The 21,639-nt window shown below is 69.3% G+C and carries 23 protein-coding genes and 1 pseudogene; 9 read left to right on the top strand and 15 right to left on the bottom strand.

Features of this window, described 5'->3' with window-relative positions; translation table 11 throughout:
• Positions 1-5 precede the first annotated feature (5 nt).
• From K254_RS0111980 to hemE, 6 genes are all read right to left on the bottom strand, one after another.
• Positions 6-902 (bottom strand): uroporphyrinogen-III synthase, encoded by an 897-nt coding sequence (locus K254_RS0111980; protein WP_026555564.1) that lies wholly within the window; start codon positions 900-902, stop codon positions 6-8.
• The gene (hemC, locus tag K254_RS0111985) at positions 899-1,900 is read right to left on the bottom strand and encodes a hydroxymethylbilane synthase (RefSeq protein WP_035749286.1); all 1,002 of its coding nucleotides are present in this window, start codon (positions 1,898-1,900) and stop codon (positions 899-901) included. Before hemC ends, K254_RS0111980 begins: the two co-directional genes overlap by 4 nt.
• 3 nt (positions 1,901-1,903) lie before the next feature.
• Positions 1,904-3,070 carry a ferrochelatase gene (locus K254_RS0111990; RefSeq protein WP_051389096.1) on the bottom strand — a complete coding sequence of 389 codons (1,167 nt, stop codon included), beginning with the start codon at positions 3,068-3,070 and terminating at the stop codon, positions 1,904-1,906.
• Positions 3,071-3,126: 56 nt separating this feature from the next.
• Positions 3,127-3,849 carry a hydrogen peroxide-dependent heme synthase gene (gene hemQ / locus K254_RS0111995; protein WP_026555567.1) on the bottom strand — a complete coding sequence of 241 codons (723 nt, stop codon included), beginning with the start codon at positions 3,847-3,849 and terminating at the stop codon, positions 3,127-3,129.
• An 84-nt stretch (positions 3,850-3,933) separates the two neighbouring features.
• On the bottom strand, positions 3,934-5,388 hold the full coding sequence (hemG, locus tag K254_RS23040; protein ID WP_051389097.1) for a protoporphyrinogen oxidase: 1,455 nt from the start codon (positions 5,386-5,388) through the stop codon (positions 3,934-3,936).
• A 49-nt stretch (positions 5,389-5,437) separates the two neighbouring features.
• Positions 5,438-6,517, bottom strand: a complete 1,080-nt coding sequence (gene hemE / locus K254_RS0112005) for a uroporphyrinogen decarboxylase (RefSeq protein WP_026555568.1) — start codon at positions 6,515-6,517, stop codon at positions 5,438-5,440.
• 151 nt (positions 6,518-6,668) lie between these two features.
• Here hemE and K254_RS0112010 point away from each other — a divergent pair, with 151 nt between their 5' ends.
• A complete protein-coding gene (locus K254_RS0112010; RefSeq protein ID WP_026555569.1) occupies positions 6,669-8,009 on the top strand; it encodes a glutamyl-tRNA reductase in 1,341 nt (446 codons plus the stop codon).
• A gap of 132 nt (positions 8,010-8,141) precedes the next feature.
• Here K254_RS0112010 and K254_RS0112015 read toward each other — a convergent pair whose 3' ends face one another.
• Positions 8,142-9,134, bottom strand: coding sequence for an SDR family NAD(P)-dependent oxidoreductase (locus tag K254_RS0112015; protein WP_035749288.1), 993 nt, complete (start codon positions 9,132-9,134; stop codon positions 8,142-8,144).
• Positions 9,135-9,234: 100 nt separating this feature from the next.
• Entirely contained in the window at positions 9,235-10,473 is a 1,239-nt protein-coding gene (moeB, locus tag K254_RS0112020; protein ID WP_051389098.1) for a molybdopterin-synthase adenylyltransferase MoeB, read from the bottom strand.
• Between the two features lie 95 nt (positions 10,474-10,568).
• Between moeB and K254_RS0112025 the strand changes: the two genes are divergently transcribed.
• From K254_RS0112025 to K254_RS0112035, 3 genes are all read left to right on the top strand, one after another.
• A complete protein-coding gene (locus K254_RS0112025) occupies positions 10,569-11,198 on the top strand; it encodes a TetR/AcrR family transcriptional regulator (RefSeq protein WP_051389099.1) in 630 nt (209 codons plus the stop codon).
• Positions 11,199-11,263: 65 nt separating this feature from the next.
• Entirely contained in the window at positions 11,264-11,488 is a 225-nt protein-coding gene (locus K254_RS0112030) for a DUF3107 domain-containing protein (protein ID WP_026555573.1), read from the top strand.
• A gap of 46 nt (positions 11,489-11,534) precedes the next feature.
• On the top strand, positions 11,535-11,840 hold the full coding sequence (locus tag K254_RS0112035; RefSeq protein ID WP_026555574.1) for a hypothetical protein: 306 nt from the start codon (positions 11,535-11,537) through the stop codon (positions 11,838-11,840).
• A gap of 90 nt (positions 11,841-11,930) precedes the next feature.
• Here K254_RS0112035 and K254_RS0112040 read toward each other — a convergent pair whose 3' ends face one another.
• The 4 genes from K254_RS0112040 to thiO are packed head-to-tail and all read right to left on the bottom strand — an operon-like array spanning position 11,931 to position 15,052.
• Positions 11,931-12,596, bottom strand: a complete 666-nt coding sequence (locus K254_RS0112040; RefSeq protein ID WP_026555575.1) for a 4a-hydroxytetrahydrobiopterin dehydratase — start codon at positions 12,594-12,596, stop codon at positions 11,931-11,933.
• 31 nt (positions 12,597-12,627) lie between these two features.
• The gene (locus K254_RS0112045; protein WP_026555576.1) at positions 12,628-13,446 is read right to left on the bottom strand and encodes a thiazole synthase; all 819 of its coding nucleotides are present in this window, start codon (positions 13,444-13,446) and stop codon (positions 12,628-12,630) included.
• 17 nt (positions 13,447-13,463) lie between these two features.
• Positions 13,464-13,703 carry a sulfur carrier protein ThiS gene (gene thiS / locus K254_RS0112050; protein ID WP_026555577.1) on the bottom strand — a complete coding sequence of 80 codons (240 nt, stop codon included), beginning with the start codon at positions 13,701-13,703 and terminating at the stop codon, positions 13,464-13,466.
• Positions 13,700-15,052 (bottom strand): glycine oxidase ThiO, encoded by a 1,353-nt coding sequence (gene thiO, locus K254_RS23045; RefSeq protein ID WP_081710034.1) that lies wholly within the window; start codon positions 15,050-15,052, stop codon positions 13,700-13,702. The genes thiS and thiO overlap by 4 nt, the downstream gene beginning before the upstream one ends.
• Before the next feature lie 163 nt (positions 15,053-15,215).
• Here thiO and thiE point away from each other — a divergent pair, with 163 nt between their 5' ends.
• The gene (gene thiE / locus K254_RS0112060) at positions 15,216-15,887 is read left to right on the top strand and encodes a thiamine phosphate synthase (RefSeq protein WP_035749291.1); all 672 of its coding nucleotides are present in this window, start codon (positions 15,216-15,218) and stop codon (positions 15,885-15,887) included.
• 47 nt (positions 15,888-15,934) lie between these two features.
• Here thiE and K254_RS0112065 read toward each other — a convergent pair whose 3' ends face one another.
• Positions 15,935-16,642: a TetR/AcrR family transcriptional regulator gene (locus K254_RS0112065; protein WP_026555579.1), complete on the bottom strand. Its 708-nt coding sequence runs from the start codon at positions 16,640-16,642 to the stop codon at positions 15,935-15,937.
• Positions 16,643-16,772: 130 nt separating this feature from the next.
• Between K254_RS0112065 and K254_RS0112070 the strand changes: the two genes are divergently transcribed.
• Positions 16,773-17,702 (top strand): NAD-dependent epimerase/dehydratase family protein, encoded by a 930-nt coding sequence (locus K254_RS0112070; protein ID WP_026555580.1) that lies wholly within the window; start codon positions 16,773-16,775, stop codon positions 17,700-17,702.
• A gap of 72 nt (positions 17,703-17,774) precedes the next feature.
• On the opposite strand, the gene K254_RS0112075 is transcribed toward K254_RS0112070, so the two are convergent.
• Entirely contained in the window at positions 17,775-18,278 is a 504-nt protein-coding gene (locus K254_RS0112075; RefSeq protein ID WP_026555581.1) for a MarR family winged helix-turn-helix transcriptional regulator, read from the bottom strand.
• A gap of 73 nt (positions 18,279-18,351) precedes the next feature.
• On the opposite strand from K254_RS0112075, the gene K254_RS0112080 reads away from it, so the two are divergent.
• Complete coding sequence (locus K254_RS0112080; protein ID WP_026555582.1) at positions 18,352-19,491, top strand: FUSC family protein; 1,140 nt, start codon at positions 18,352-18,354, stop codon at positions 19,489-19,491.
• 41 nt (positions 19,492-19,532) lie between these two features.
• On the opposite strand, the gene K254_RS0112085 is transcribed toward K254_RS0112080, so the two are convergent.
• Positions 19,533-20,525 (bottom strand): LLM class flavin-dependent oxidoreductase, encoded by a 993-nt coding sequence (locus K254_RS0112085; protein WP_026555583.1) that lies wholly within the window; start codon positions 20,523-20,525, stop codon positions 19,533-19,535.
• Between the two features lie 104 nt (positions 20,526-20,629).
• On the opposite strand from K254_RS0112085, the gene K254_RS0112090 reads away from it, so the two are divergent.
• Both K254_RS0112090 and K254_RS0112095 read left to right on the top strand, forming a co-directional pair.
• On the top strand, positions 20,630-20,938 hold the full coding sequence (locus K254_RS0112090) for a hypothetical protein (RefSeq protein WP_155848522.1): 309 nt from the start codon (positions 20,630-20,632) through the stop codon (positions 20,936-20,938).
• A 170-nt stretch (positions 20,939-21,108) separates the two neighbouring features.
• A pseudogene (locus tag K254_RS0112095) lies at positions 21,109-21,639 on the top strand (IS982 family transposase); the annotation flags it as partial.

A 21,639-nucleotide genomic window follows, 5' to 3' on the forward strand; every position in this document is an offset into this window, starting at 1 on the left:
TGGATCTACGGGTTGCGGCGGGCGCGGACCAGGGCGTCCACGATGCCGGCCGGGGTGGGGTGCGTGGCGGTTTCGGCAACGTGCATGCCCAGCCGCACCGACTCGGCCCGGGTGGGCTGGCCAATCACAATGAGCTGGCAGCTGGCCGGCAAGGGGGCCAGCAGGGCGTGGATCCGCTGTGCCGCGCTGGACGACGCGGCGACGACGGCGTTGATGGCGCCGCTGCGGACCTCGGCTGCCGCTTCGGCCGGGGTGATCAGGATATGCTCCGCCGGATCGGATGAGGCGCTCTGGGGCGCGTTCTGCGGCTGCACAGTCCAGGCAGCGCTGGGAGCCAGCACCGCCGTCAGCCGGCGGCCCTCCGCAGCCGGATAGTCCACCGTCACGTAGGCGTCCACGGCGTCGACATCGAAGCCCGCCGAGGCGATGCCTGATTCCAGACCCGGCTCGGCGAGGTTGGAGTGCGGCAGCAGGACGCGTCCGGAGCCGGCGGGCCACAGGGCCACCAGCCCATCCGCCGACTGCACGTCAACGGGTGCCAGCTCCACGGCCAGGCCCTCGGCCTCCAGAATCCGCCGCGAAGACGGACCAATGGTGGCGACCTTGGTGGCTGCGGGAACCAGTTCCGCCAGGGTGGTGGAATGCCCTGCGCACCACTGCTTCAGCGCGCGCACGGTGGTGATGGAGCTGACCACCAGCCACTGGTACTCCCCCGCAGCCAGACGCGCCAGCGCGGCGTCCAGGGCCCCGGCGTCGGGCGCCGTTTCGAAGTCGATCAGCGGCACCAGCACCGGCTCGGCCCCGGCGGCGGCCAAGGCATCCGCCAAAGCCCCCGCCCGGTCCCTGCTGCGCGTAATCGCCACCCGGAGTCCGGTCAGAGGCGCATCAGGGCCGATACTCATTTGCCGCTGCCGGCCAAATCCGCCAGATCGCCGGCACCGTCGGCCAGGAGTTCCTCGGCCAGGTCGATGCCCAGCAGGGTCGCCCCCACTTCGGTCAGCCCGTCGGTGGCCTTCTTCTTGCGCAGCGTCTGGGTGCCGTCCAGCGAGCAGACCACGGACTCCAGGTACAGCATGCTGCCCTTGCGGTAGGCCAGCGTACCCACGGGAGCGCTGCAGCCGGCTTCAAGGCGGGCCAACAGCGCACGCTCGGCCGTCACGGCCAGGCGCGTGTCGACGTCGTCCAGCGCGGCCAGTGCCTGGGCCAGCACACCGGGTGTGCCGCCCAGCAGGCTGTTCGGTGCGTCCTGACTGCGGCATTCCACGGCCAGCGCACCCTGCCCGGGGGCCGGCAGCATCACGGAGGACTCGAAAAACTCGCTCACGGCGCCCGAGCGGCCGATCCGGGCCAATCCGGCGGCGGCCAGCACGACGGCGTCGAGGTCCCCGGTCTTGCCGGCAACCACCTCGGCCGCAGCGTTGCCCGGCAGGCCGGCGACGCGCGCCAGGCGGGTCTCCACGTTGCCGCGGATGTCCACCATCACCAGGTCCGGGCGGGCGGCCAGCAGCTGCGCGGCGCGGCGCGGCGAACCGGTGCCCACTCTCGATCCGGCCGGCAGGTCCGCGAAGGAGAGTCCGTCGCGGGCGCAGAGCGCGTCGCGGGCGTCCTCGCGGGCCGGGATGGCCGCGATGGACAGTCCCGGTGCAGCAGCGGTGGGAAGGTCCTTGAGCGAGTGCACGGCAATGTCCACGCGCTCGTCCAGCACGGCCTGGCGCAGCGCCGTGGCGAACACCCCGGTGCCGCCCATCTGGGACAGCGGGCCGGTGAGGATGTCCCCCTCGGTCTTGATTTCCACCAGCTCGATGCCAAAGCCGCCCACGGCGGAGAGCTTGTCCGCCGTCTGCTGGGTCTGGGTCAGGGCCAGCTTGGAGCCCCGGGTGCCAACTTTCACACTCTGCATGGCTCAGGCCACCGTTCCGTTCTGGGCAGGCTTGGGCTCGTGGGCGCTGCCCACGGTGGTGTCGGCGCCGGCAATGGTGGGCTTCTCGCCGCGGAAATTGGCGCAGCAGCCGGGGCGGCACACGTCGTACCAGGGGCCCAGCTTGGTCATGGCGGGGCGGTCCACGATGGTGTTCCGTGCGGTCCGTTCACAGATCAGATCCACCAGTCCTGTGACAAACTTCTGGTGCGTTCCCGGGGTGGGCACGCGGTCAAAGGCCAGGCCAAGCTCGGCGGCCGTTTCCTTCGCCTCGGTGTCCAGATCCCAGACGACCTCCATGTGGTCGCTGACAAAGCCCAGCGGTACGACGACGACGCCCTTGGTCCCAGCCTCGGCCAGCTCGGCCATGGCGTCGTTGATGTCTGGTTCAAGCCACGGCACATGCGGGGCTCCGGAGCGCGACTGGTAGACCAGCGACCAATCGGCCTCCGGTGCCACGGCCTTGATGATGGCATCCGCCGCGGCCAGGTGCTGGGCGACATAGGCCGACTGCTCGGCGAATTCGCGCGGCTCGTCCGCGGAGCGCCCCGCAGCCTCGGCATCCCGGGTGGGGATGGAATGCGTGGCGAACAGAACGTGCACCGGTGCACCGGGGGTGCCGGCGGCGGCCAGTTCGGCCTTGACCGTGGCCAGTCCGGCGGCGGTGCCCTCAATGAAGGGCTCCACGAATCCGGGGTGGTCGAAGTACTGGCGGACCTTGTCCACGGCCAGCTTGCCATCCAGACCGGTTTCGGTCAGGGCCATGCCAATGTCCTCGCGGTACTGGCGGCAGCTGGAGTAGCAGGAGTACGCGCTGGTGGTGACCATCAGCAGGCGGCGGTGGCCGGCGTCGTAGGCGTTCTGCAGGGTCTCGGGGATGTACGGATCCCAGTTGCGGTTGCCCCACAGCACCGGCAGCTCGATGCCGCGGGCGGCAAGTTCGGCCTCGAGGGCGGCCTTGAGGGCGCGGTTCTGGGCGTTGATGGGGCTGATGCCGCCATTGGCGCGGTAGTGGTGGCTGACCTCTTCGAGGCGCTCATCGGGGATGCCGCGGCCACGGGTGACGTTGCGCAGGAACGGGATGACATCATCCTGGCCCTCCGGTCCGCCGAAGGAGGCGAGCAGAACGGCGTCGTACTCGGCGGGGGCCATCCGGCCGGCCCCGGTGTCAGCATTCAACTCGGTGGAAATTGCGGGGGTGGCGGGGCTCAACGCAGAACCTCGGCAACCTCGGCGGCCGTGACGCGGCGGCCCGTGTAGAAGGGGATTTCCTCGCGGACATGCATGCGGGCGTCGGTGGCGCGCAGGTGGCGCATCAGATCGACCAGATCGGCGACGTCGTCGGCCTCCAGGCCCAGGATCCATTCCCAGTCGCCCAGGGCGAAGGAGGAGACGGTGTTGGAGAGCACCTGCGGGAATTCGCGGCCCAGCATGCCGTGGTCGCGCAGCATCTTGCCACGCTCCTCGGCGGGCAGGATGTACCACTCGTAGGAGCGGACGAACGGGTAGACGCAGACCCAGCCCTTGGGCTCGGTGTCGCGCATGTAGGCGGGGATGTGGCTCTTGGCGAACTCGGCCTCGCGGTGCAGGCCCATGGCGGACCAGGCAATGGTGGTGTTGGCGAAGAGGTCGCTGCGGCGGATGTCGCGGACGCCCTGCTGCAGGCCCTCGGCGGTGGGGCCGGTCAGCCAGACCATGATGTCGGCGTCGGCACGCATGGCTGAGACATCGTAGGCTCCGCGCAGCGTGACGTTGGTGTCCGCGAAGGACTCCACCAGTTCTTCAAACCCGGCCACGCTGAGGCCGTTGCCGGCGACGGGGAGGCCGGAGCGCTTGAAGACGGTCCAGAGAGTGTAGGGAACCTCGGTGGCGTCGCCGGATGAGGCTGCCGGGGAAGTTTTGGTGACAGATTCCGCAGAAGTGTGGCTCATGGTTTCAAGTGTGCACCCTGGCCGCCGGAATCTTGAAACCGGCGGCCTCTACGCCGCGTAGAAACCCCGCCTATGTAGCGAAGATCACACCTTGGCGCCGACGGCGGCCATCACCTGGGCGCGGGCGTCGGCGACGACGGCGGCCAGTCCGTTGCCGGCCAGCCAGCCGCCCAGCAGCAGCAGGCCGGGCTGCTCCGCCGCCAGTGCACGCAGCTGCGCCATCCGGGCGCGGTGCCCGACGGCGGCAAACGGCAGGGCGCCGCGCCAGCGCACGACGTCGGAGCCCGTCACATCGGCCGCCGTGACGGGGACGCCCAGCAGGGCCGTGGCATCCGCCAGAGCCGCGGCCACCAGCTCGGCATCGGTCTCGGCCGGGAGCGGCTCGGCACGCACCGCATCCGCGGCGATCTGGCCCTCGGAGCGGCCGTAGGACAGCCGGAGCACATGGGTGCCGGGGCCGGCCTCGTCCGCCAGCCAGCGCCATTTGGCGGTGGCGTGGGTGAGCGCCTTGGCCCGGATCCCGGGGGTCTGCGGCGCCACCAGGATCCCGGTGCCGCGCGGGGCGTGGTCCAGCTCGGGCAGGTCCACCACCAGCGTCACCAGCCGCACATCGGGCCCGGCAGCGGGTGCGAAATCGGCCAGCGCGGGAACCGCCGGGGCCAGCAGCCCGACGGCGGAGGGACCGTCCGTGGCCACCACCAGCAGGTCCACGGTGGCCGTCCAGTCGCCCGCGGCGACCGTCCAGCCGGCGTCGGTCCTGGTGATGCCTGTGACGGCGTGGCCCACATGGAGTTCAACGCCGGCCTCGCGCAGCTGCGCCGCCAGGGCGTCAACCAGCGTGTACATGCCGCCGACGAGCCCGCCCACGGCGGAACCGGCCGGTGCGGCGGCGCGCTGGGCGGCCACGGCGGCAGCCAGCGAGCCGTGGGTGCGGATGCCGGCGCGCAGCCCGGGGGCCACCATGTCCACATCCAAAAGTTCCGGGTCGGCCGAGTGCACGCCGCCCACCACGGGGGCGACCAGCCGATCGAGCACCTTGGCACCCATCCGGGCGCGCACCAGCTCGGCCACGCTGCACACCTCGGCCGTGGTGCCCACGCTGGCCGGCATCCGGGCATCCATGCTCGCCCGCAGCGAGCCGGCAAAGCCCAGTGCCTCCCGGACCTCCGGGGCCCACGGGTCCGCCGGGATGCCCAGCACCCCGGTGCGCGGCAGGGGGATGGCGCCGGAGGGCAGGTGCACCCAGGCGCCGGCGGGGTCCGGAGCGGTGATCCGCTCCGCAAGCCCCAGCTCCGTGGCCAGATCGGCCACGGCCGTGCTGCGCGTGGCGAAGGATTCAGCGCCGCTGTCCAGGGACAGGCCGTCCACCTCATGCACACCGACGCAGCCGCCGAAGGAGCGTCCAGCCTCCAGCACCACTACCTGGTGCCCGGCGGCGGCCAGGTCGCGTGCGGCAACCAGGCCGGAGATGCCCCCGCCCACCACCACGGCGGTCGGGGCGGGGGTGGGCTTGTGGTGGCGGCTGCTGCGCTCGTTCATGGGGATCCCCGTTGCTTGGGTAAGGAGTGGCTGCGTGGAAAGGGTGTGGCTACGGCTCGATCGAGTGGATGAGCTCCACCACGCGGGTCAGCACGGTGGGGTCGGTGTCCGGCGGCACGCCGTGGCCCAGGTTCAGGACGTGGCCGGGGGCGGCGGAACCGGCAGCGATGACCTCGCGGACGTGCGCCTCCAGCACCGCCCACGGGGCCTCGAGCAGGGCCGGGTCGATGTTGCCCTGCAGCGGCACGGTGCCGCCGAGGCGGCGGTTGGCCTCATCCAGCGGCAGGCGGTAGTCCACGCCCATCACGTCCACGCCGACGCCGTACATGGCGCCCAGGAGTTCCGACGTTCCGGTGCCGAAGTGCACCAGCGGCGCGCCGAGGCCGCGGACGTGGTCCAGGGCGCGGGCCGACGACGGCGCCACGTGCCTGGTGTAGTCGGCCAGACCCAGCGAGCCGGCCCAGGAGTCGAAGAGCTGGCCGGCACTGGCGCCGGCTTCAAGCTGGGCGCGCAGGAACATGCCCGAGGCGTCCGCTGCCCAGGCCGCCAGGGCCTGCCAGGCTTCGGGGTCCGCATGCATCATCGTGCGCGGGCCGAGGTGGTCGCGGGAGGGCTTGCCCTCAACCATGTAGGCGGCCAGCGTGAAGGGTGCACCGGCAAAGCCGATCAGCGGCTTGGAGCCCAGCTCGGCAACCGTCAGGCGGACGGCCTCGCGGATGGGCTCCAGGGCCTCCTCCGTGAGCGTCGGCAGCGCTGCGACGTCGGCGGCCGTGCGGATCGGCTTCTCCAGCACCGGACCAACGCCGGGGACGATGTCCACGCCCACGCCGGCCAGCTTGAGCGGGATGACGATGTCGGAGAAGAAGATGCCGGCGTCGACGTCGTGGCGGCGCACGGGCTGGAGGGTGATCTCCGCGGCCAGCTCCGGCTTCAGGCAGGAGTCCAGCATGGCAATGCCCTTGCGCAGTTCGCGGTACTCCGGCAGGGAGCGCCCGGCCTGGCGCATGAACCACACGGGACGGCGGCTGGGCTTGCCGCCGCGGTAGGCCGTGATCAACGGGGAATTGGCAGTGCGGCCGTCCATCAGGGGGTGCGCGGGGCTCAAAGTCGGGAGCGGGCTGGAAGTCATGAGACCACCATACCTACAGAATCTGGGCGTTCTGCCCTGCTCCACGGGCCGCGGAGGGTGCCCTGTGTCGTCAGGATCACCTCCCGTTTTGGTGACGGTTTGGGACAACGTGTGTGTAAACCCGGCCTGTGGAGGCTACTATGAACACGTTGTGGTTCTCTTTTCTCTCGTTGCCTCGCACGCCGATATCGACCTCGAAACCGTAGCCCGCCTAAGCGCCGGCGCCTCCGAGGTCCCTGTCCACGTGGTCAACGGCACCCCCGAAATCGTTGGCGCCATCGCGCTCGCCACCTGCAACCGGTATGAGATCTACGCCGAGGCCCGCAGCGAGGACGACGTCGAAGCCGCCCGGTCCGCCATCGTCACCGCCATCAGCGAACACAGCGGTCTGGCCGAGCACACCGTCTCCACAGCCTTTGAAACCCGCAGCGGCAATGCCGTCACCTCCCACCTGTTTGCCGTCAGCTCGGGCCTGGATTCCGCCGTCGTGGGTGAGCGCGAAATTGCCGGCCAGGTGCGCCGCGCCCTCAGCGGAGCCCAGCAGGACGCCAGCGCCAGCCCGGCACTGGTCCGCCTGTTCCAGGCCGCCTCCAAGACCGCCAAGGATGTCGGCGCGCAAACGGCGCTCGGCAGCCGCGGACTCTCCATCGTCTCCGTGGCACTGGACCTCGCAGCCGAAATCACCGGCAGCAGCCAGCTGCCCCACGCCGGCAGCTACGCCGGCACCAAGGCTGTCATCTTCGGCACCGGCGCCTACGCCGGAGCCACCATGGCCAAGCTCTCCGAGCGCGGCTGCACCGACATCTCCGTCTTCTCCTCCTCGGGCCGCGCCGAGGCCTTCGTGGCCAGCCGCAGCGGCACGGCCCTGGATGAAGCCTCCCTGGCGGACGCCATCGCCCAGGCCGATGTCCTCATTGGCTGCAGCGGCTCCGACAACCGCGTGGAGGCGGCAGACATCGAACGGCTGCGCAGCTCCTCGCCCGGAAACCTCGTCATTTTGGACCTGGCCCTGACGCACGACTTCGATCCCGCCGTCGCCGATCTGGACAATGTGGACCTGCTGACGCTGGAATCCGTGCGCCTGGCCGCCCCGGCGGAACAGGCCAGCTCGCTCGCGGCCGCCAGCCACATCGTCGAGGCGGCGGCACACAACTTTGCCAAGGCCCAGTCCTCGAGGGCCATGGATGCCGCCATCGTGGCCCTGCGCCGGCACACCATGGGCGTGCTGGAGGCCGAGCTGGAGCGCGTCCGTTCCCAGCACGGCTGCACGGCCGCCGCCGAGGAGATGGAGTTTGCCATGCGCCGCATGGTGAAGTCGCTGCTGCACACCCCCACGGTGCGTGCCCGCGAACTGGCCGCAGCCGGCGACGGCGACGCCTACCTGGCCGGCCTTGAAGCCCTCTTCGGCATCACCGTGGACGCACCCGTGGCAGCCACCCCCGAAGCCCCCACACCCGCAGCCACCGACTGCCCCGTGGAGCACACCGCCTAGCTTCTGGCGCCCCAATGCCCATTCGGGATGCACAACTGCACTCATGACGCAGTTCCCCTTCCAGGACGCGTCCAGTCCTGCGTCGTCAAAGGGGTAGTGCGTCGCCGGCCGCTCAATCACCGCCGGGGCGCATCACCCAGCGAAGGCGTTGACTCCTGTCATGGTGGCCGAGACCTCCCAGAGGCGGTGGGCGGAGGCCGGGTCGACGGCGTGGGGGTCAACGCCCATGAAGCGGGCCAGCGGCGAGTCCGGATCGGTGGGTGCGGCGATGTCGCAGTCCTCGCAGTACACGCCGCCCTTGCCTTCCAACAGCCGGGACGTGGCGGCCCAGCACGATGTGGCGGCACCCTGCGGAGGCGTCTTGAAACCCTCCCGAAGGTTTCCCGCCTCATCCATCCAGCCGGCGGCCACCATCTCCTCGTGGGACAGATGCCGCTGCAATTCCGTCATGATTCCGCCGGGGTGCACGGCAAAGGCCCGCACCCCATGCGCGGCACCGAGCCTGTCCAGTTCGACGGCAAAGAGCGCATTGGCCGTCTTGGCCTGCCCATAGGCCCGCCACTTTTCATAGCCATCGTCAAGGCCAAGGTCGTCAAAGTGGATGCCTGTGATCTTGTGCCCGGTGGAGGACAGCGACACCACCCGCGCACCGCCGTCGGAGGCCAGTGCCGGCCAGAGCAGATTGGCCAGCGTGAAGTGGCCCAGATGGTTGGTGGCGAATTGGGCCTCCCACCCGGGCCCCACCCGCATTTCCGGACTGGCCATGATGGCGGCGTTGTTGATCAGGATGTCCAGCCTGCGGCCCGAATGCAGATACCAGGTGGCAAAGTCGCTGACGCTTTGCTGGTCGCCCAGATCCAGCGGAGCGACCTCCACCACCGGTTCGCGCAGGCCCATGCCATGCAGCACCGCGCGGGCATGGTCCACCCGGCGTGCCGGAACCACCACATGGGCTCCGGTTCCAACGAGGGCCCGGACCGTCTCCAGGCCCAGCCCCGAGTAGCCGCCCGTGACGATGGCCGTCTTCCCGTGCAGGTCTACGCCCGCCAGCACTTCGGCGGCGGTGCTGCCGTGGCCAAACCCCGATCCGAGCGGTTGCTGCGGCGTCCTGATGTACTCATCCATGCCCCTGCGCCTTCCACCTGCCCCCATGCCTGCCGGTCTGCTCGGAATAAGCACACCCAATCGGCAATGTACTCCCCTGGAACGGCGTCTGTCAGTGGTCCTAGTAGACGGGCTTTTCCGGCTCCACATCGCGCACCCAGGACAGGATGCCGCCGCGCAGATGCACGACGTCGTTGTAGCCGGCCGCTTTCAGGCTCGCCAGTGCCTGGGCCGAGCGGGTGCCCGCCTTGCAGTGCAGCACCAGGGGTACATCGCGCGGCAGCGTGGCCAGCGCGCTGCCGGTCTGGATGCCCGCCAACGGCACCAGGCGGGCCCCCGGGATGGAGACGATGGCGTACTCCCCCGGCTCGCGCACATCGATCAGTTCAAAGTTTTCGCTTCCGGCGTCCCGGGCCGCCAGTCTGCCGGAAAGTTCGACGGCGGTGATCTCCTGGGCCCTGCCCACCGCCGAGGTGGCAGCCCCGGCGCCCGGAGCGGATAGACCGGCCGGCGGCAGTCCGCAGAAGATTTCGTAGTCCACCAAGTCCGTGATGGGCTCGGCGGCGGGGTCCTTGGAGATGCGGATCTCCCGCCAGCTGGAGGCCAGGGCATCGAAGATCGACAGCCTCCCCAGCAGTGTCTGCCCCACACCTGTGATGAGTTTGACGGCTTCGATGACCATCATGGATCCGACGGCGGCGCAGAGCATCCCGAAGACCCCGCCCTCGGCGCAGGAGGGCACCGTGCCCGCGGCCGGCGGCTCGGGATACAGGTCCCGGTACGTGGGGCCGTGCTTCTCCCAGAAAACACTCACCTGTCCGTCGAAGCGCAGGATGGATCCCCAGACATACGGCTTGCCCTGGAGCGCCGCGGCGTCGTTCACCAGGTAGCGCGTGGCGAAATTGTCCGCCCCATCGAGGATCAGGTCGTAGTCCGCGAAGATCCCCATGGCATTGCCGGCATCCAGCCGCACAGGATGCAGCACCACGTTGACGTGCGGATTCAGCGCAGCAATCGAGTCGCGGGCGGATTCCAGCTTGGACCGTCCGATGTCCGCCACCGAGTGGACCACCTGGCGCTGCAGATTGCTCAGGTCGACGACGTCGTCGTCCACAATGCCCAGCGTCCCCACACCGGCCGCGGCCAGGTAGAGCAGTGCGGGCGAGCCCAATCCACCGGCCCCGATGACCAGCACGCGCGCGTTCTTCAGCCGCCGCTGGCCGTCGATGCCGATCTGCGGAATGATCAGATGGCGCGAATAACGTTCCACCTCTTCACGGCTGAGCTCGGCGCCGGGCTCCACCAGCGGCGGGAGGGTGGGGGCGGAGGCAGCGGCCGGGGCGCGCAATATTGGGACCATATGTCAAATCTATGCCAACGGGCATATTACTGCCGGGTAGACTAAGTACGCGCGGCCCGCCGATCCATTGGGGTTGCCCGAAGAAAGGCACCACCATGACCCAGGATTCCGAAAAGGCGGCTCGACGGGCCACCATGGGCAGGCTGCCGCGCGATGAACGCCGAAGCCAGCTGCTTGCCGCGGCCCTCGAGGTGTTTGCCGCCAATGGCTACCACGGTGCCGCCATGGACGAGATTGCCGAGGCCGCCAAGGTCAGCAAGCCGGTGCTCTACCAACACTTCCCCAGCAAGCGCGAGCTCTATCTGGCCCTGCTGGACAGCCACCTTGCGGCCCTGACCGCGCAGCTGCTCGACGCGCTGGGCTCCACGACGGACAACAAGCTGCGCGTCCAGGCCACGATGCGCGTCTATTTCCAGTTCATTGCCGCCGACGACCAGGCGCACCGGCTGGTCTTTGAATCGGATCTGGTGAACGATCCCGACGTCGCCTCCCGGCTGGAGAAGTTCAATGCCGGCTACGCCGATGCCATCGCCAAGGTCATTGCCGAGGACACCAAGCTGGCCCAGGTGGAGGCCCGCCTGCTGGGCCGGGCCCTGGCCGGCATGGCCCAGATCAGCGCCCGCTACTGGCTCGAAACCAATGGGGATCTTGACCTGGAGGTGGCCAGCGAGCTGGTCTACCGTTTAGCTTGGCGCGGAATCTCTCGCTTCCCCAAGGAGTCATAGACTAAACATGATGGTGGGGCACTGTCCCGCCCATGCACTCAGACGTTTACCAAGGAGACACCGCGTTGGAAATCAAGATCGGCATTCAGAACATTGGCCGCGAGATTGTGATCGACTCTGCGCAGACCGCGGAGGAAGTGGCCGCGGCTGTCTCCAAGGCCATCGCCACGGGCGAGGAGCTGCGCCTCTCCGATGACAAGGGCCGTATCGTGATTGTCCCCGGCGACGCCGTTGGCTACGTTGAACTGGGCGGCGAAGAGGCCCGCAAGGTCGGCTTCGGCGCCCTCTAGCAGTCCCCTAGACTCTGTCCAGTCACCAAACACCAAGGAGTTCCGTGTGGTTGATCTGATTGTCATTGCCCTGATTGCCGGTGCCCTCGGCGCCATTGCCTGGGCAACGGACAAACGGCACCTCAGCTATGGCGCCCTGCTGCCTGCCGCCGTCGGCGTGGTGGCGGCACTGATTACCTGGATCATCACGGTGGCCGTGGGGCTGGGCTACACGCCCGGCCTGGCGTGGGTGCCGTGGATCGCGTCGCTGCTGGTGGGCGGTGCCGCGGCCTTCACACTCTCCGCAGTGCTGGGCCGCAGCCGCACGGCTCTGGACATTGCCGAGCGCAACGCCATCCTGCGCATCCGCTAGTCCCCACCCGCCCCCTAGCCTCGCAAGCTCGGCCAGGGAACCCGGCGGGCGTGGGCCCACACATGCACAGGTGAAGGGCGCGGACTGGACCTACAGGTCCGGGCCGTGCCCTTCTTCCGTGCACAGGCACACGCGGTTCCCCTGGGCGTCGGTGACCACCACCCAGCGCGGTGCAAACGTGTGGTCCAGTGACGAGCCTTCGGTGGCTGCCACGGCGTCGAGCGCCTCCCCCACATCCGTCATGCTCACGTGCACATCCACGTGCATCCGGTTCGGATTCGGGGTGGACGTCTTTTGGAACCACAGCCCCGGGCCGCGTCCATAGGGGTCCACCAGATCGCCATAGCGGCCCACCTTGTAGCCCAGCGCCACCCGCCACGTCTCGGACACGGCAGAGGGGTCGTCGGTGTCGATGGCGATCTCGTAGCTGCGGTTCAGCGCAGGCTTCGCCACGGCCCCCAGTTCATGGGCCACGGCCGAGATCTGCTTGGCCAGGGCGATGTCCCTGCTGGTCACCTCGCCGCCCACATCGTGGGAAATCAGCGTCACGAACAGCATGTTGTAGCGCCAGTCCACGTCCGGGTGGTGGTTGACGGCCTCGGCCAGATCGCCGATGCGGGCCATCAGATCCAGGGCCGCGCGCGACGACGGCGCCTTCAGGGCCGCTGTCAGGGCACCTTGGCGGTACCGCCACTGGGGCAGCGACTCAAGTTCGACGTCGATTGCTTCCCTGGTCCATACATCCTTGGCGCCCATGATGCCTCCGTGTGGTGTCCAACTGCCGGCTCTACAGGTCCGGGCGGCCCTCCATGGCGGAGGACGCCAGTGCGTGCCTGCGCTTGGGGATGCGGCCGGCCTGTGCTGCCAGTCTGCCACCGAGCACCGCATGTTTGAAGGCCTGCGCCATCCGCACCGGATCCTGGGCCCGGGTCACGGCCGTGGCGAGCAGGACGGCGTCGCAGCCAAGTTCCATGGCCAATGCCGCATCCGAGGCGGTGCCGATGCCGGCGTCAAGCACCACGGGAACCCCGGCGCGGGAGACGATCAGTTCAATGTTGTGCGGGTTCAAAATGCCCAGGCCGGTGCCGATGGGCGCGCCCAGGGGCATGACGGCGACGGCGCCGAGCTGCTCCAGCCGCAGCGCGAGCACCGGATCGTCATTGGTGTAGGCGAAGACCTTGAAGCCGCGGTTGACCAACTGCTCGGTGGCATCGGCGAGTTCCAGGGCGTCGGGCAGCAGCGTGTGCTCATCGGCGATCACCTCCAGCTTCACCCAGTCCGTCTCCAGCGCCTCGCGGGCCAGCTCCGCCGTCATCACGGCCTCGCGGGCCGTGAAGCAGCCGGCCGTATTGGGCAGCACGCGGATGCCGTGCTCCACCAGCAGCTCAAAGAGGCTAGTGCCCCCGCCCGCCGCACCCGATCCCGATCCGGTGCTGTAGCGGCGCATCGCCACGGTGGTCAGTTCCGTGCCGGAGGCTTGGAGGGCGGCGCCCAGCCCATCCAGACTCGGCGCGCCTCCGGTGCCCATGATCAGCCGCGAGCCCAGGGCCACGCCGTCGATCACCAACGGATCCACGAGATTGGTTTCTTCTGCTGCCGTTTTCATAAGAGCGTCCATGCTGCTCAGCCTCCCTGCACCGCTGTGACGATTTCGACGTCGTCGCCGGCGGCAACGATCGTGGCATTCCATTGGCTCCGCGGAACGATGTCGGCGTTGCGGGCCACCGCTACACCCAGCCGGCCGCCGTCTTCCGGCACGCCGTTGGCACCGATCCGGCGCCCCGTGACGTCCGAAACGAGCTCGGCCACCGTGCGCGGTTCCGCCAGCGGATGTGCCGCTCCATTGAGGGTGAACGTGCTCATGATGCGTCTGCCTTTCGATTTTGTGCCGCAGGCTGTGCAGTCTGCGGGGCTGCCTGCTGGGCAGTCTGCGGGGCGATCTGCTGTGCAGCCTTTTGTGCGGGCGGCGTTGCCGTGCCCCACGGGTTGGGGGTGATGAGGGGGGAGAATCTGTCCGGGCGGAAGCGCTCCCAGGCCAGGTCCGTGACGCCGTCGATAAGCTGGCGGCACACCTGCGCGGCCACTGCGGTCAGCAGGACGCCGTGCCGGTAGAAGCCGGTGGCGATGATCAGGCCGGGGATGTCCCTGCCATCGCGGCCGGCGACGCGGCCCAGCAGCGGCGCATTGTCAGGCGTCCCCGGGCGGGCGCGGGCAGTGGTCTCCAACAGTTCAAGCTCGGCGACGGCGGGCACCAGCACCTGGGCGTCGCGCAGCAATTGGTACACTCCCCCGGCGGACACCCCGGCCGAGCCGTCCTCCCGGGAGGTGGCGCCGATGACCACCGTGCCGTCATTGCGCGGCACGATGTAGACCGGCACGCCGCGGACCAGGCCGCGCACGGTGGCCGTGAGCAGGGGCCGCAGGTGCTCAGGCACCCGCAGCCGCAGGATGTCGCCATAGACCGGGCGCAGCGGCAGCTCAAGCCCCTCCGGCAGTCCGGCCAGCGAGGAGGCACCCAGGCCGTTGGCCACAATGACCTCCCGGGCGTGGACCTCGCGGCCGTCCTCCAGCAGCACACCTGTGACCCGGGAGGAGGGGTTGTCCAGCTCCTCGTGAAGGAGGTCGACGGCAGTGCGCCGCAGCGAGGTCTGCTCCTCGCGCAGCCGCCCGTTCTCGGCGGCGACGATGTTCAGCTGCACCCGGATGGCCGTGGCCACGCCGCGCGGATCCACCTGGTGGTCGGCGGCGATCCGGAAGGCGCAGGAAAGTTGCGGGCCAACCATCGGCTCCATCGTGCGCGCCTCGCGGATGCCCAGCTGTTCCACGCCCAGCCCATGGGCCAGCTGCACGCGGGCCAGATCGGACAACGCCGTCCTGTCGGCCGGATCGGCACCGAGCACCAGCGTGGGGGTTGACCGGAAGCCGGTGTCCGCGTGGCCTGCGGCCACCAGCGGTGCCACGAAGCCAGGCCACAGCTCGGCCGAGGCGAGGGTCAGCTCCAGAAGGTCTTCCTCCTGGTAGTGCAGTTCACTGACCGGGGCCAGCATGCCGGCGGCGGCAAACGTGGCGCCCTGGGCGGGGCTCGGGTCGATGAGCGTCACTGAATGGCCGGCACGCTGGGCCTCCCAGGCAATCCCCAGACCCACGATTCCGCCGCCGATGATGGCCACGTCCGTGGTGATGGGTGGGGGCACTGCAGGCGTCATGCTCATTCCTTCCCTACGCCGGTATTGGCCGGATCAGGTTCGCGTCCACGCCGTCATTGGCGCAGGACTGTTCGGTCGGCGCGCGCCGTGTCTTGTGCCAAGACCCAGCAGGTGGCGCCCTCTCAGCCAGCTGTCCTGGCTCCCGCGGTACTGAACTAGTCTATGAGACATGACCAATCCTGCTGTTTCCGTGCCCACATCCCGGACAGCGGCCCTTGCGGCCGCCCGCCTCTACCTGTGCACCGACGCCCGCACCGAGCGCGGCGACTTTGCCGAATTCCTGCACCGTGCCTACGACGGCGGCGTGGACATCATCCAGCTGCGGGACAAGCACACCACCGCCGGTGAGGAGCTGGAACTGCTGGGCGTGCTGCGTTCCGTGGCCGAGGAACACGGCAAACTCTGGTCCGTGAACGACCGCGGCGATCTGGCCTCGTTGTCCGGCGCACCGGTGTTCCACATCGGGCAGCAGGATCTCCCCGTGGCCTCCGCCCGCACCCTGCTGGGCACCCCGGTGGCCATCGGCCTCTCCAGCCACACCCCGGAGCAGGCGGCCGCGGCGGCCGCCCATCCCGACACCGACTACTTCTGCGTCGGCCCGCTCTGGGCCACACCCACCAAGCCGGGGCGGGCCGCCGTCGGGCTGGAAATGGTTGAGTACGCCGCCTCGCTGGCGACGGACAAGCCGTGGTTCGCCATCGGCGGCATCGATCTGGGCAATGTGGACTCCGTGGTGGCTGCCGGCGCCGAGCGCATCGTCGTGGTCCGGGCCATCACCGACGCCGCAGACCCCACCGCCGCGGCCCGCGAACTGCTGACCCACCTGCCAATCCAGGAGTAGGTCGGCGGTCGAGCCTGCCCAGGTGGTCGAGCTCGTCGAGACGCGGTTCAGCCGGACCCGGGCAGGCCGACCAGCCCGGCCAGGGCATCCAGATGGCATTCGAACAGGGCCGCCGGGTCGCCGAAGGTGGCGGCACCATACTGGCCGAAGACCTCGAAGTTCACGGCGCCGAACAGCGCCGCCCAGACCAGCACTCCGCGGGCCAGCAGCGCCTCCGGCACGGCCAGGCCAAGTTGCGCCTTGATGGCGGACAGGTCCTCCATCAGGGATCCGGTGGACCGGGAACCGGCCTGAACCGGTTCCAGCACAGCTGCGCCAAATGCGCCGTCGATGATCTCAACCAGTCTGCCGACCACGCGGGTTCCCGGCGCCGTGGTCTGCTCGGCGGGGGCGTTGTAGCCCGGCACGGGGCTGCCAAAAAGCAGTCCGTAGCGGGCCGGCTCGGCCAGCCCCCACACGCGCACGGCCCGGCCCAGCGCGCGGAACTTGGCGCCGTAGTCCTGCTCCGGAACCTCCGCCAGCGCCGCATCGACGGCGTCGCCCAGCGCGTTGTAGCCGTCCACCACCAGCAGGGTCAGCAGCTCATCGCGGCTGCCCACATAGCGGTAGACCGCACTGGACACCACGCCCAGATCGCGCGCCACGGCCCGCAGCGACAGCCCCGCCGCGCCATGGAGCGCCAGATGCTCGCGGCCAATCCGCGTGATGTCCTCCATCGTCCGCAGCCGGGCCCGTTCGCGTGGTGTCTGTGCCATGCCCCCCACTCTGCCGCCACTTGAGAGCACAGTCAACTTTTGAGAGCACTGCTCTTGACAAGTCGGAAGTGGGGAGTGATTGTTAAACGAGAGCGCCGCTCACATTTCAATCCCACCAAGCGAGGGCACCATGGCACAGCTGAAGATCGTCACCGGCGCAGGCCCTGTCGGATGGACGGTTGCCACCCAACTGGCCGAGGCCGGGCACCGGGTCCGCGTGCTGACCCGTTCCGGCAGCGGCCCGGAGCATGGGCTGATCGAGCGCGTGCGGGCGGACGCCTCGGGTGCGCAGGACCTCACTCCCCTCCTCGAGGGCGCGGACGCCGTATTCCACTGCATCCACGGCTCCTCGTACTCCGCCGCCACATGGCAGCGCGAGCTTCCGAAGGCCGAGGCCGCAGTGCTGGACGCGGCAGGTGCCGCGGGCGCCGTCGTCGTCTTTCCGGAAAGCCTCTACTCCTACAGCCGGCCGGAATCGCCCATGCTCGAGGATGGCCCGCGCGATGCCGCCGGCGGCAAGCGGGGCGTCCGCACGCAGATGCTGGCGGCGCGGGCGGCCCATGCCACACCCACCATCAGCGTCGTGGCCTCGGATTTCTTCGGGCCCCAGGTGCTCAACGCCCATGCCGGCGAACGGATGGTTCCGGCCGTCCTCGCGGGCAAGCGCATCTCCGTGGTCGCCAGCACCTCGACACCGCATTCCTTCACCTACATCTCAGATCTGGCCGCGGCCATGATCAAGGCTGCGGCCATGCCGGAGCTGTGGAACAGCGTGCTGCATGCCCCCACCGGACCGGCCGTCACCCAGGCGCAGCTCGCCGGAGCCTTCGCTACTGCGGCGGGCGTAGCACCACCGAAGATCGGCGCCATCCCCGCCTGGTTTGTGCGGGCGGCGGGCATCTTCTCCCCCGGCATCCGCGAACTGGGCGAGACGCTCTACCAATTCGAGCGGCCGTTTGTGATGGACTCGGCGCGCAGCCAGCAGCTGCTGGATCTGGCCCCGACAACCCTGACCGAGGCGGCGCTGGCCACCGTGCAGTGGTGGCGGGCCCGGGCCTAGCCTCCGTTGAGGCGTGGGCTGGTGACGTTTAGACGCCAGCAAAACGTCACCAGCTCACGCCTCAACGCGGTATTAAGGCTCCAGCCGGGCCGAGATTTTGCGCAGCAGTTTCGCCGCCAGGGCGCGCTCGTCCTCGTCCAGCCCCGCCAGCAATTCCTGGTCGCGGGCCAGAAAACGGGGAAACTCGCGCTCCACCAGGGCGCGGCCGCCATCGGTGAGCTGCAGGAGCACCACGCGGCCGTCGCGCTCCCAGGGCAGCCGCTCCACCAACCCCACCTTGACCAGCCTGTCGGCCTGCTTGGTGGTGGAGGCGCCGCTGAGCATCGTGGCGGCGGTGACCTCGCTGGCCCGCAGGGGCCTGTCGCTGCGGGCCAGCGAGCACAGCACATCAAACTCGGCGCGCGAGACCCCTGCGGGCGCCAGGTCGCGCTCCACCCGGGCAAAGATTTGGGCCCCGAGCCGTGAGATCCGCCCAACCACCTCAATGGGTGAGACATCCACATCGGGGAACACCAAAGCCCAGTCGCGGCGTGCCCGGTCCACAAAGTCGCCGTCGGATGCTGGAGAACCATTCATGGATCCATCCTAGAGACTGCACTCACATCGTTTACATCTATTTTACTAGTGAAATAAATTGTAGTCTTGGAGCATGCCCACCTCCACCATCTCCGCGCCCCGCCGCACCCACCAGTTCCACGCGCTCTCCCACGCCGTCTCGGGCTCCGCCTGGCGGTCCGCCTTCGGTGTGCGGCCGGCCGCCGGCGGCATGGGCGTCGCGCTGCGGGTGGGCCTGGCCGCAGCGTTGATGCTGGTGGTGGGCGGATTGGCCGGGCAGCACCAGCTCGCCGCCCTGGCCTCGCTGGGGGCATTAACCTCCGCCTTTGGCAGGAACCAACCCTTCCCCAGGCTGGCGCGGCAGTTGGGTCTGGTGGGCACGGCGCTCACGGCATCCACCCTCATCGGGGCGGCGTTGGGAGCGGCCGGCTTCCCGCCCGCGGGCCAAGTTGCAGTGTTGGCCGTCTTGGCCGGCGCCGGCGCAGTGGCTCTCACAGGCTTTGCCATCACCGGCCCGGGTGCCGTCATTCTGGTCTTTGCCGCCTCCGCCGGTGTGGGCTACGGATCCACCCATCCGGCGCAATTTGCCTTCGCCGCGGCAGCGGTGGCGGTCGGCGCCGCCACCGGCTGGCTGGTGGCCATGTCGCCGGCGCTGGCTGCACGACTGGGAAGAAGGCCGGCTGCGGCGAAGCGTTCAAACGACGGCGGCGCACCTGCAGCCCCGGGCGGCTTCCTGGCCGCGGGGGTGGCCGGCCTGCGCCAGCGCGCCGTCGTCCACCAGGGGATCCGGATTGCCTGCGCTGCCGCGCTGGCCGGCTGGGCCGCCACGTCCGCCGGTCTGGACCATCCGCTGTGGGCCTCGATGGGTGCCATCGCAGCCATGCAGGGGCTCAACCATGCCACCACCGTCCAGCGCAGCATCCAGCGGCTGGTCGGCAATGTGCTGGGCGGGTTGCTGGCTGCCGGGCTGATCCTGCTGCACCTGGACTTCTGGCCCACGGTGGCCCTGGTGGTCCTCTTCCAGATCCTGGCCGAACTTCTGGTGGTCCGCAGCTACATCCTGTGCACCATCGCGGTGACCCCCATGGCCCTGCTGATGACGGGGATTGGCTCGCCGCTGGGGCCCGACGCCGCCCTCAGCCGCGTCGCGGACACCCTGCTGGGCGTCGCTCTGGGTGTGCTGCTCAGCGCCGTGACGGTGTCCCGCTCCGACCGCCACCACCTCCCGGTCTAGGTGGCGGCCGGGCTCCAGGACGCACCCGGAGCCCGGACGGCCTAGGCCGCGGCGCCCGCCAGGTCCATGGCCCCGGCGAGCAGCTCAAAGCTGCGCAGCCACGCGGTGCGGTCGGTGACCTGCGAGGCCACAATCAGCTCGTCGGCCTGCGCCGTTTCGGCAAAGTCCGCAAGGTAGCTGCGCACGGTGTCCGGCGTGCCGATGGCGGAGTAGCGCACCATGTTCAGCACCTGCTGGCCGGCCGCGGAGTCCAGCAGCAGGTCCGCCTCGTCATCCGTCAACGTGCGGCCACCGGCAATCAGGGCCGCAATCCGGCGGCGCTTGGCGGTCAGGAAGAGCGCCTGCGCCTCCTCGTCCGTGTCGGCCGCAATCACGTTCACGCCGGCGATGACGTAGGGCTCGGCCAGCTGCGCGGAGGGCTGGAAGTCGCGGCGGTAGATGCGCACGGCATCCTCCAGCGCCTGCGGGGCGAAGTGGCTGGCGAAGGAGTACGGCAGGCCCAGGGCCGCGGCCAGGCGGGCACCGAAGAGCGAGGAGCCGAGGATGTACAGCGGCACGTTGGTGTCCTTGCCCGGGTAGGCGTTGACGCCGGCGATGCGGGTGCTGCCCGCAAAGTAGGCCTGCAGTTCCTGGACATCCTGCGGGAAGGTGTCCGCCGCCATCGGGTCCCGGCGCAGGGCGCGCAGTGTGTTCTGGTCGCTGCCCGGGGCCCGTCCCAGGCCCAGGTCGATGCGCCCCGGGTGCAGCGTCTCCAGGGTGCCGAACTGCTCGGCAATCTGCAGCGGCGAATGGTTGGGCAGCATGATGCCGCCGGCGCCGAGGCGGATGGTCTCGGTGTGGGCCGCCACGTGGGCGATCAGCACGCTCGTGGCCGAGGAGGCGATCGAGGGCATGTTGTGGTGCTCGGCAAACCAAATGCGCTTGTAGCCCCACTTCTCCGCATGCTGGGCCAGCTCCACGCTCGCCCGGAAGCTTTCGGCCGGGCCGCCGTCGCCCACGTGGGCCAGATCAAGGATGGAGAGCGGCAGAGTCATGGGTGGAGCCTTTCGACGCAGAATTCCCGGGCCGCGGTGGCGGCCGTCATTAACGCCAACCGCTCCCCCTGCCGGGATATTTCCGCCGTCGCTAGACTTCCATCATGGAATGGCTGTGGACAGTGCTCAGCATCGCCGGCATCCTGGCCGGCGGCGCCGTCGCGGTTTTCCTGCTGCAGCGCAGCCTGGACAAGCCGGGCGGACGCGAGGGCATGGGGGCCATGGCAGGAGCCATCACCGGCATGGAGGCCCTCATCAATCCCGCTGCAGCGACGGCCCGCGAGGAGATCGAACAGCAGAGCCGGGCGCGCGCCCCCATCCCCAGCCCCGGGGACGGGTTGAAGGGCATCAAGATTTCCATCGACGACGACGGCGTCCCCACCAAAGTGGTCATCCCCCGCCCAACTGAGTGACAGTTATCGCACATTTTCGGGCCGAAAACGTGCGATAACTGTCACTCAGTTGGGCGGGTCGGCTAGATGAGTAATTCCAAGGGATCCCGGCGCAGCGGCATGCATTGACCCGTGGTGCAGGGGTGCCCAGAATCGGCGTTATCTACCCAACGTCGAACTTGGAGGCTCACGTGGACGCCGACCTGGACACCCTTGCAACGGCATTCTATGCCGACGCCGATGACCTGTTGAAGGCCCATCCCGAACGGATGCCCTACAGGCCCAGGATCGGCATCAGCCCGAAGATCACCGATGCCGAACTCATGACCCTGGCGCTGATGCAGGCCCTGCTGGGGTTCACCTCCGAGGCGAGGTGGCTGCGGTACGCGCATGCGTCCCTGCACCCGATGTTCCCGTATCTGCCGGGCCAGTCCGGGTACAACAAGCGCCTGCGCCGGCTGGCCCCGGCCATGAACTGGCTCATCGGTGTTCTCGGGGAGCGCAATGACATCTGCTGCGATGACGTGTGGGTGGTTGATTCGACCCCGGTCGAATGCGGCCGGTCCAAGGACACGGTCCGCCGCTCGGAGCTGGCGGGGTGGGCCGAGTACGGGTACTGCGCCTCGCACTCGCGCTGGTTCTGGGGGCTGCGGCTACATCTGGTCGCCACCGTTCACGGGCTGCCGGTCGGGTATGCCCTGACCGGTGCCACGGCCGATGAA

The organism is Arthrobacter sp. 35W (assembly GCF_000482545.1).
Taxonomy (GTDB): domain Bacteria; phylum Actinomycetota; class Actinomycetes; order Actinomycetales; family Micrococcaceae; genus Specibacter.

Bases quoted from the DNA above. Each gene is read 5' to 3' on its own strand.
- K254_RS0111980 (WP_026555564.1), bottom strand. From the start codon at position 902: ATGAGTATCGGCCCTGATGCGCCTCTGACCGGACTCCGGGTGGCGATT.
- hemC (WP_035749286.1), bottom strand. From the start codon at position 1,900: ATGCAGAGTGTGAAAGTTGGCACCCGGGGCTCCAAGCTGGCCCTGACC.
- K254_RS0111990 (WP_051389096.1), bottom strand. From the start codon at position 3,070: ATGGCCCCCGCCGAGTACGACGCCGTTCTGCTCGCCTCCTTCGGCGGA.
- hemQ (WP_026555567.1), bottom strand. From the start codon at position 3,849: ATGAGCCACACTTCTGCGGAATCTGTCACCAAAACTTCCCCGGCAGCC.
- hemG (WP_051389097.1), bottom strand. From the start codon at position 5,388: ATGAACGAGCGCAGCAGCCGCCACCACAAGCCCACCCCCGCCCCGACC.
- hemE (WP_026555568.1), bottom strand. From the start codon at position 6,517: ATGACTTCCAGCCCGCTCCCGACTTTGAGCCCCGCGCACCCCCTGATG.
- K254_RS0112015 (WP_035749288.1), bottom strand. From the start codon at position 9,134: ATGGATGAGTACATCAGGACGCCGCAGCAACCGCTCGGATCGGGGTTT.
- moeB (WP_051389098.1), bottom strand. From the start codon at position 10,473: ATGGTCCCAATATTGCGCGCCCCGGCCGCTGCCTCCGCCCCCACCCTC.
- K254_RS0112025 (WP_051389099.1), top strand. From the start codon at position 10,569: ATGACCCAGGATTCCGAAAAGGCGGCTCGACGGGCCACCATGGGCAGG.
- K254_RS0112040 (WP_026555575.1), bottom strand. From the start codon at position 12,596: ATGGGCGCCAAGGATGTATGGACCAGGGAAGCAATCGACGTCGAACTT.
- K254_RS0112045 (WP_026555576.1), bottom strand. From the start codon at position 13,446: ATGAAAACGGCAGCAGAAGAAACCAATCTCGTGGATCCGTTGGTGATC.
- thiS (WP_026555577.1), bottom strand. From the start codon at position 13,703: ATGAGCACGTTCACCCTCAATGGAGCGGCACATCCGCTGGCGGAACCG.
- thiO (WP_081710034.1), bottom strand. From the start codon at position 15,052: ATGAGCATGACGCCTGCAGTGCCCCCACCCATCACCACGGACGTGGCC.
- thiE (WP_035749291.1), top strand. From the start codon at position 15,216: ATGACCAATCCTGCTGTTTCCGTGCCCACATCCCGGACAGCGGCCCTT.
- K254_RS0112065 (WP_026555579.1), bottom strand. From the start codon at position 16,642: ATGGCACAGACACCACGCGAACGGGCCCGGCTGCGGACGATGGAGGAC.
- K254_RS0112070 (WP_026555580.1), top strand. From the start codon at position 16,773: ATGGCACAGCTGAAGATCGTCACCGGCGCAGGCCCTGTCGGATGGACG.
- K254_RS0112075 (WP_026555581.1), bottom strand. From the start codon at position 18,278: ATGAATGGTTCTCCAGCATCCGACGGCGACTTTGTGGACCGGGCACGC.
- K254_RS0112080 (WP_026555582.1), top strand. From the start codon at position 18,352: ATGCCCACCTCCACCATCTCCGCGCCCCGCCGCACCCACCAGTTCCAC.
- K254_RS0112085 (WP_026555583.1), bottom strand. From the start codon at position 20,525: ATGACTCTGCCGCTCTCCATCCTTGATCTGGCCCACGTGGGCGACGGC.
- K254_RS0112090 (WP_155848522.1), top strand. From the start codon at position 20,630: ATGGAATGGCTGTGGACAGTGCTCAGCATCGCCGGCATCCTGGCCGGC.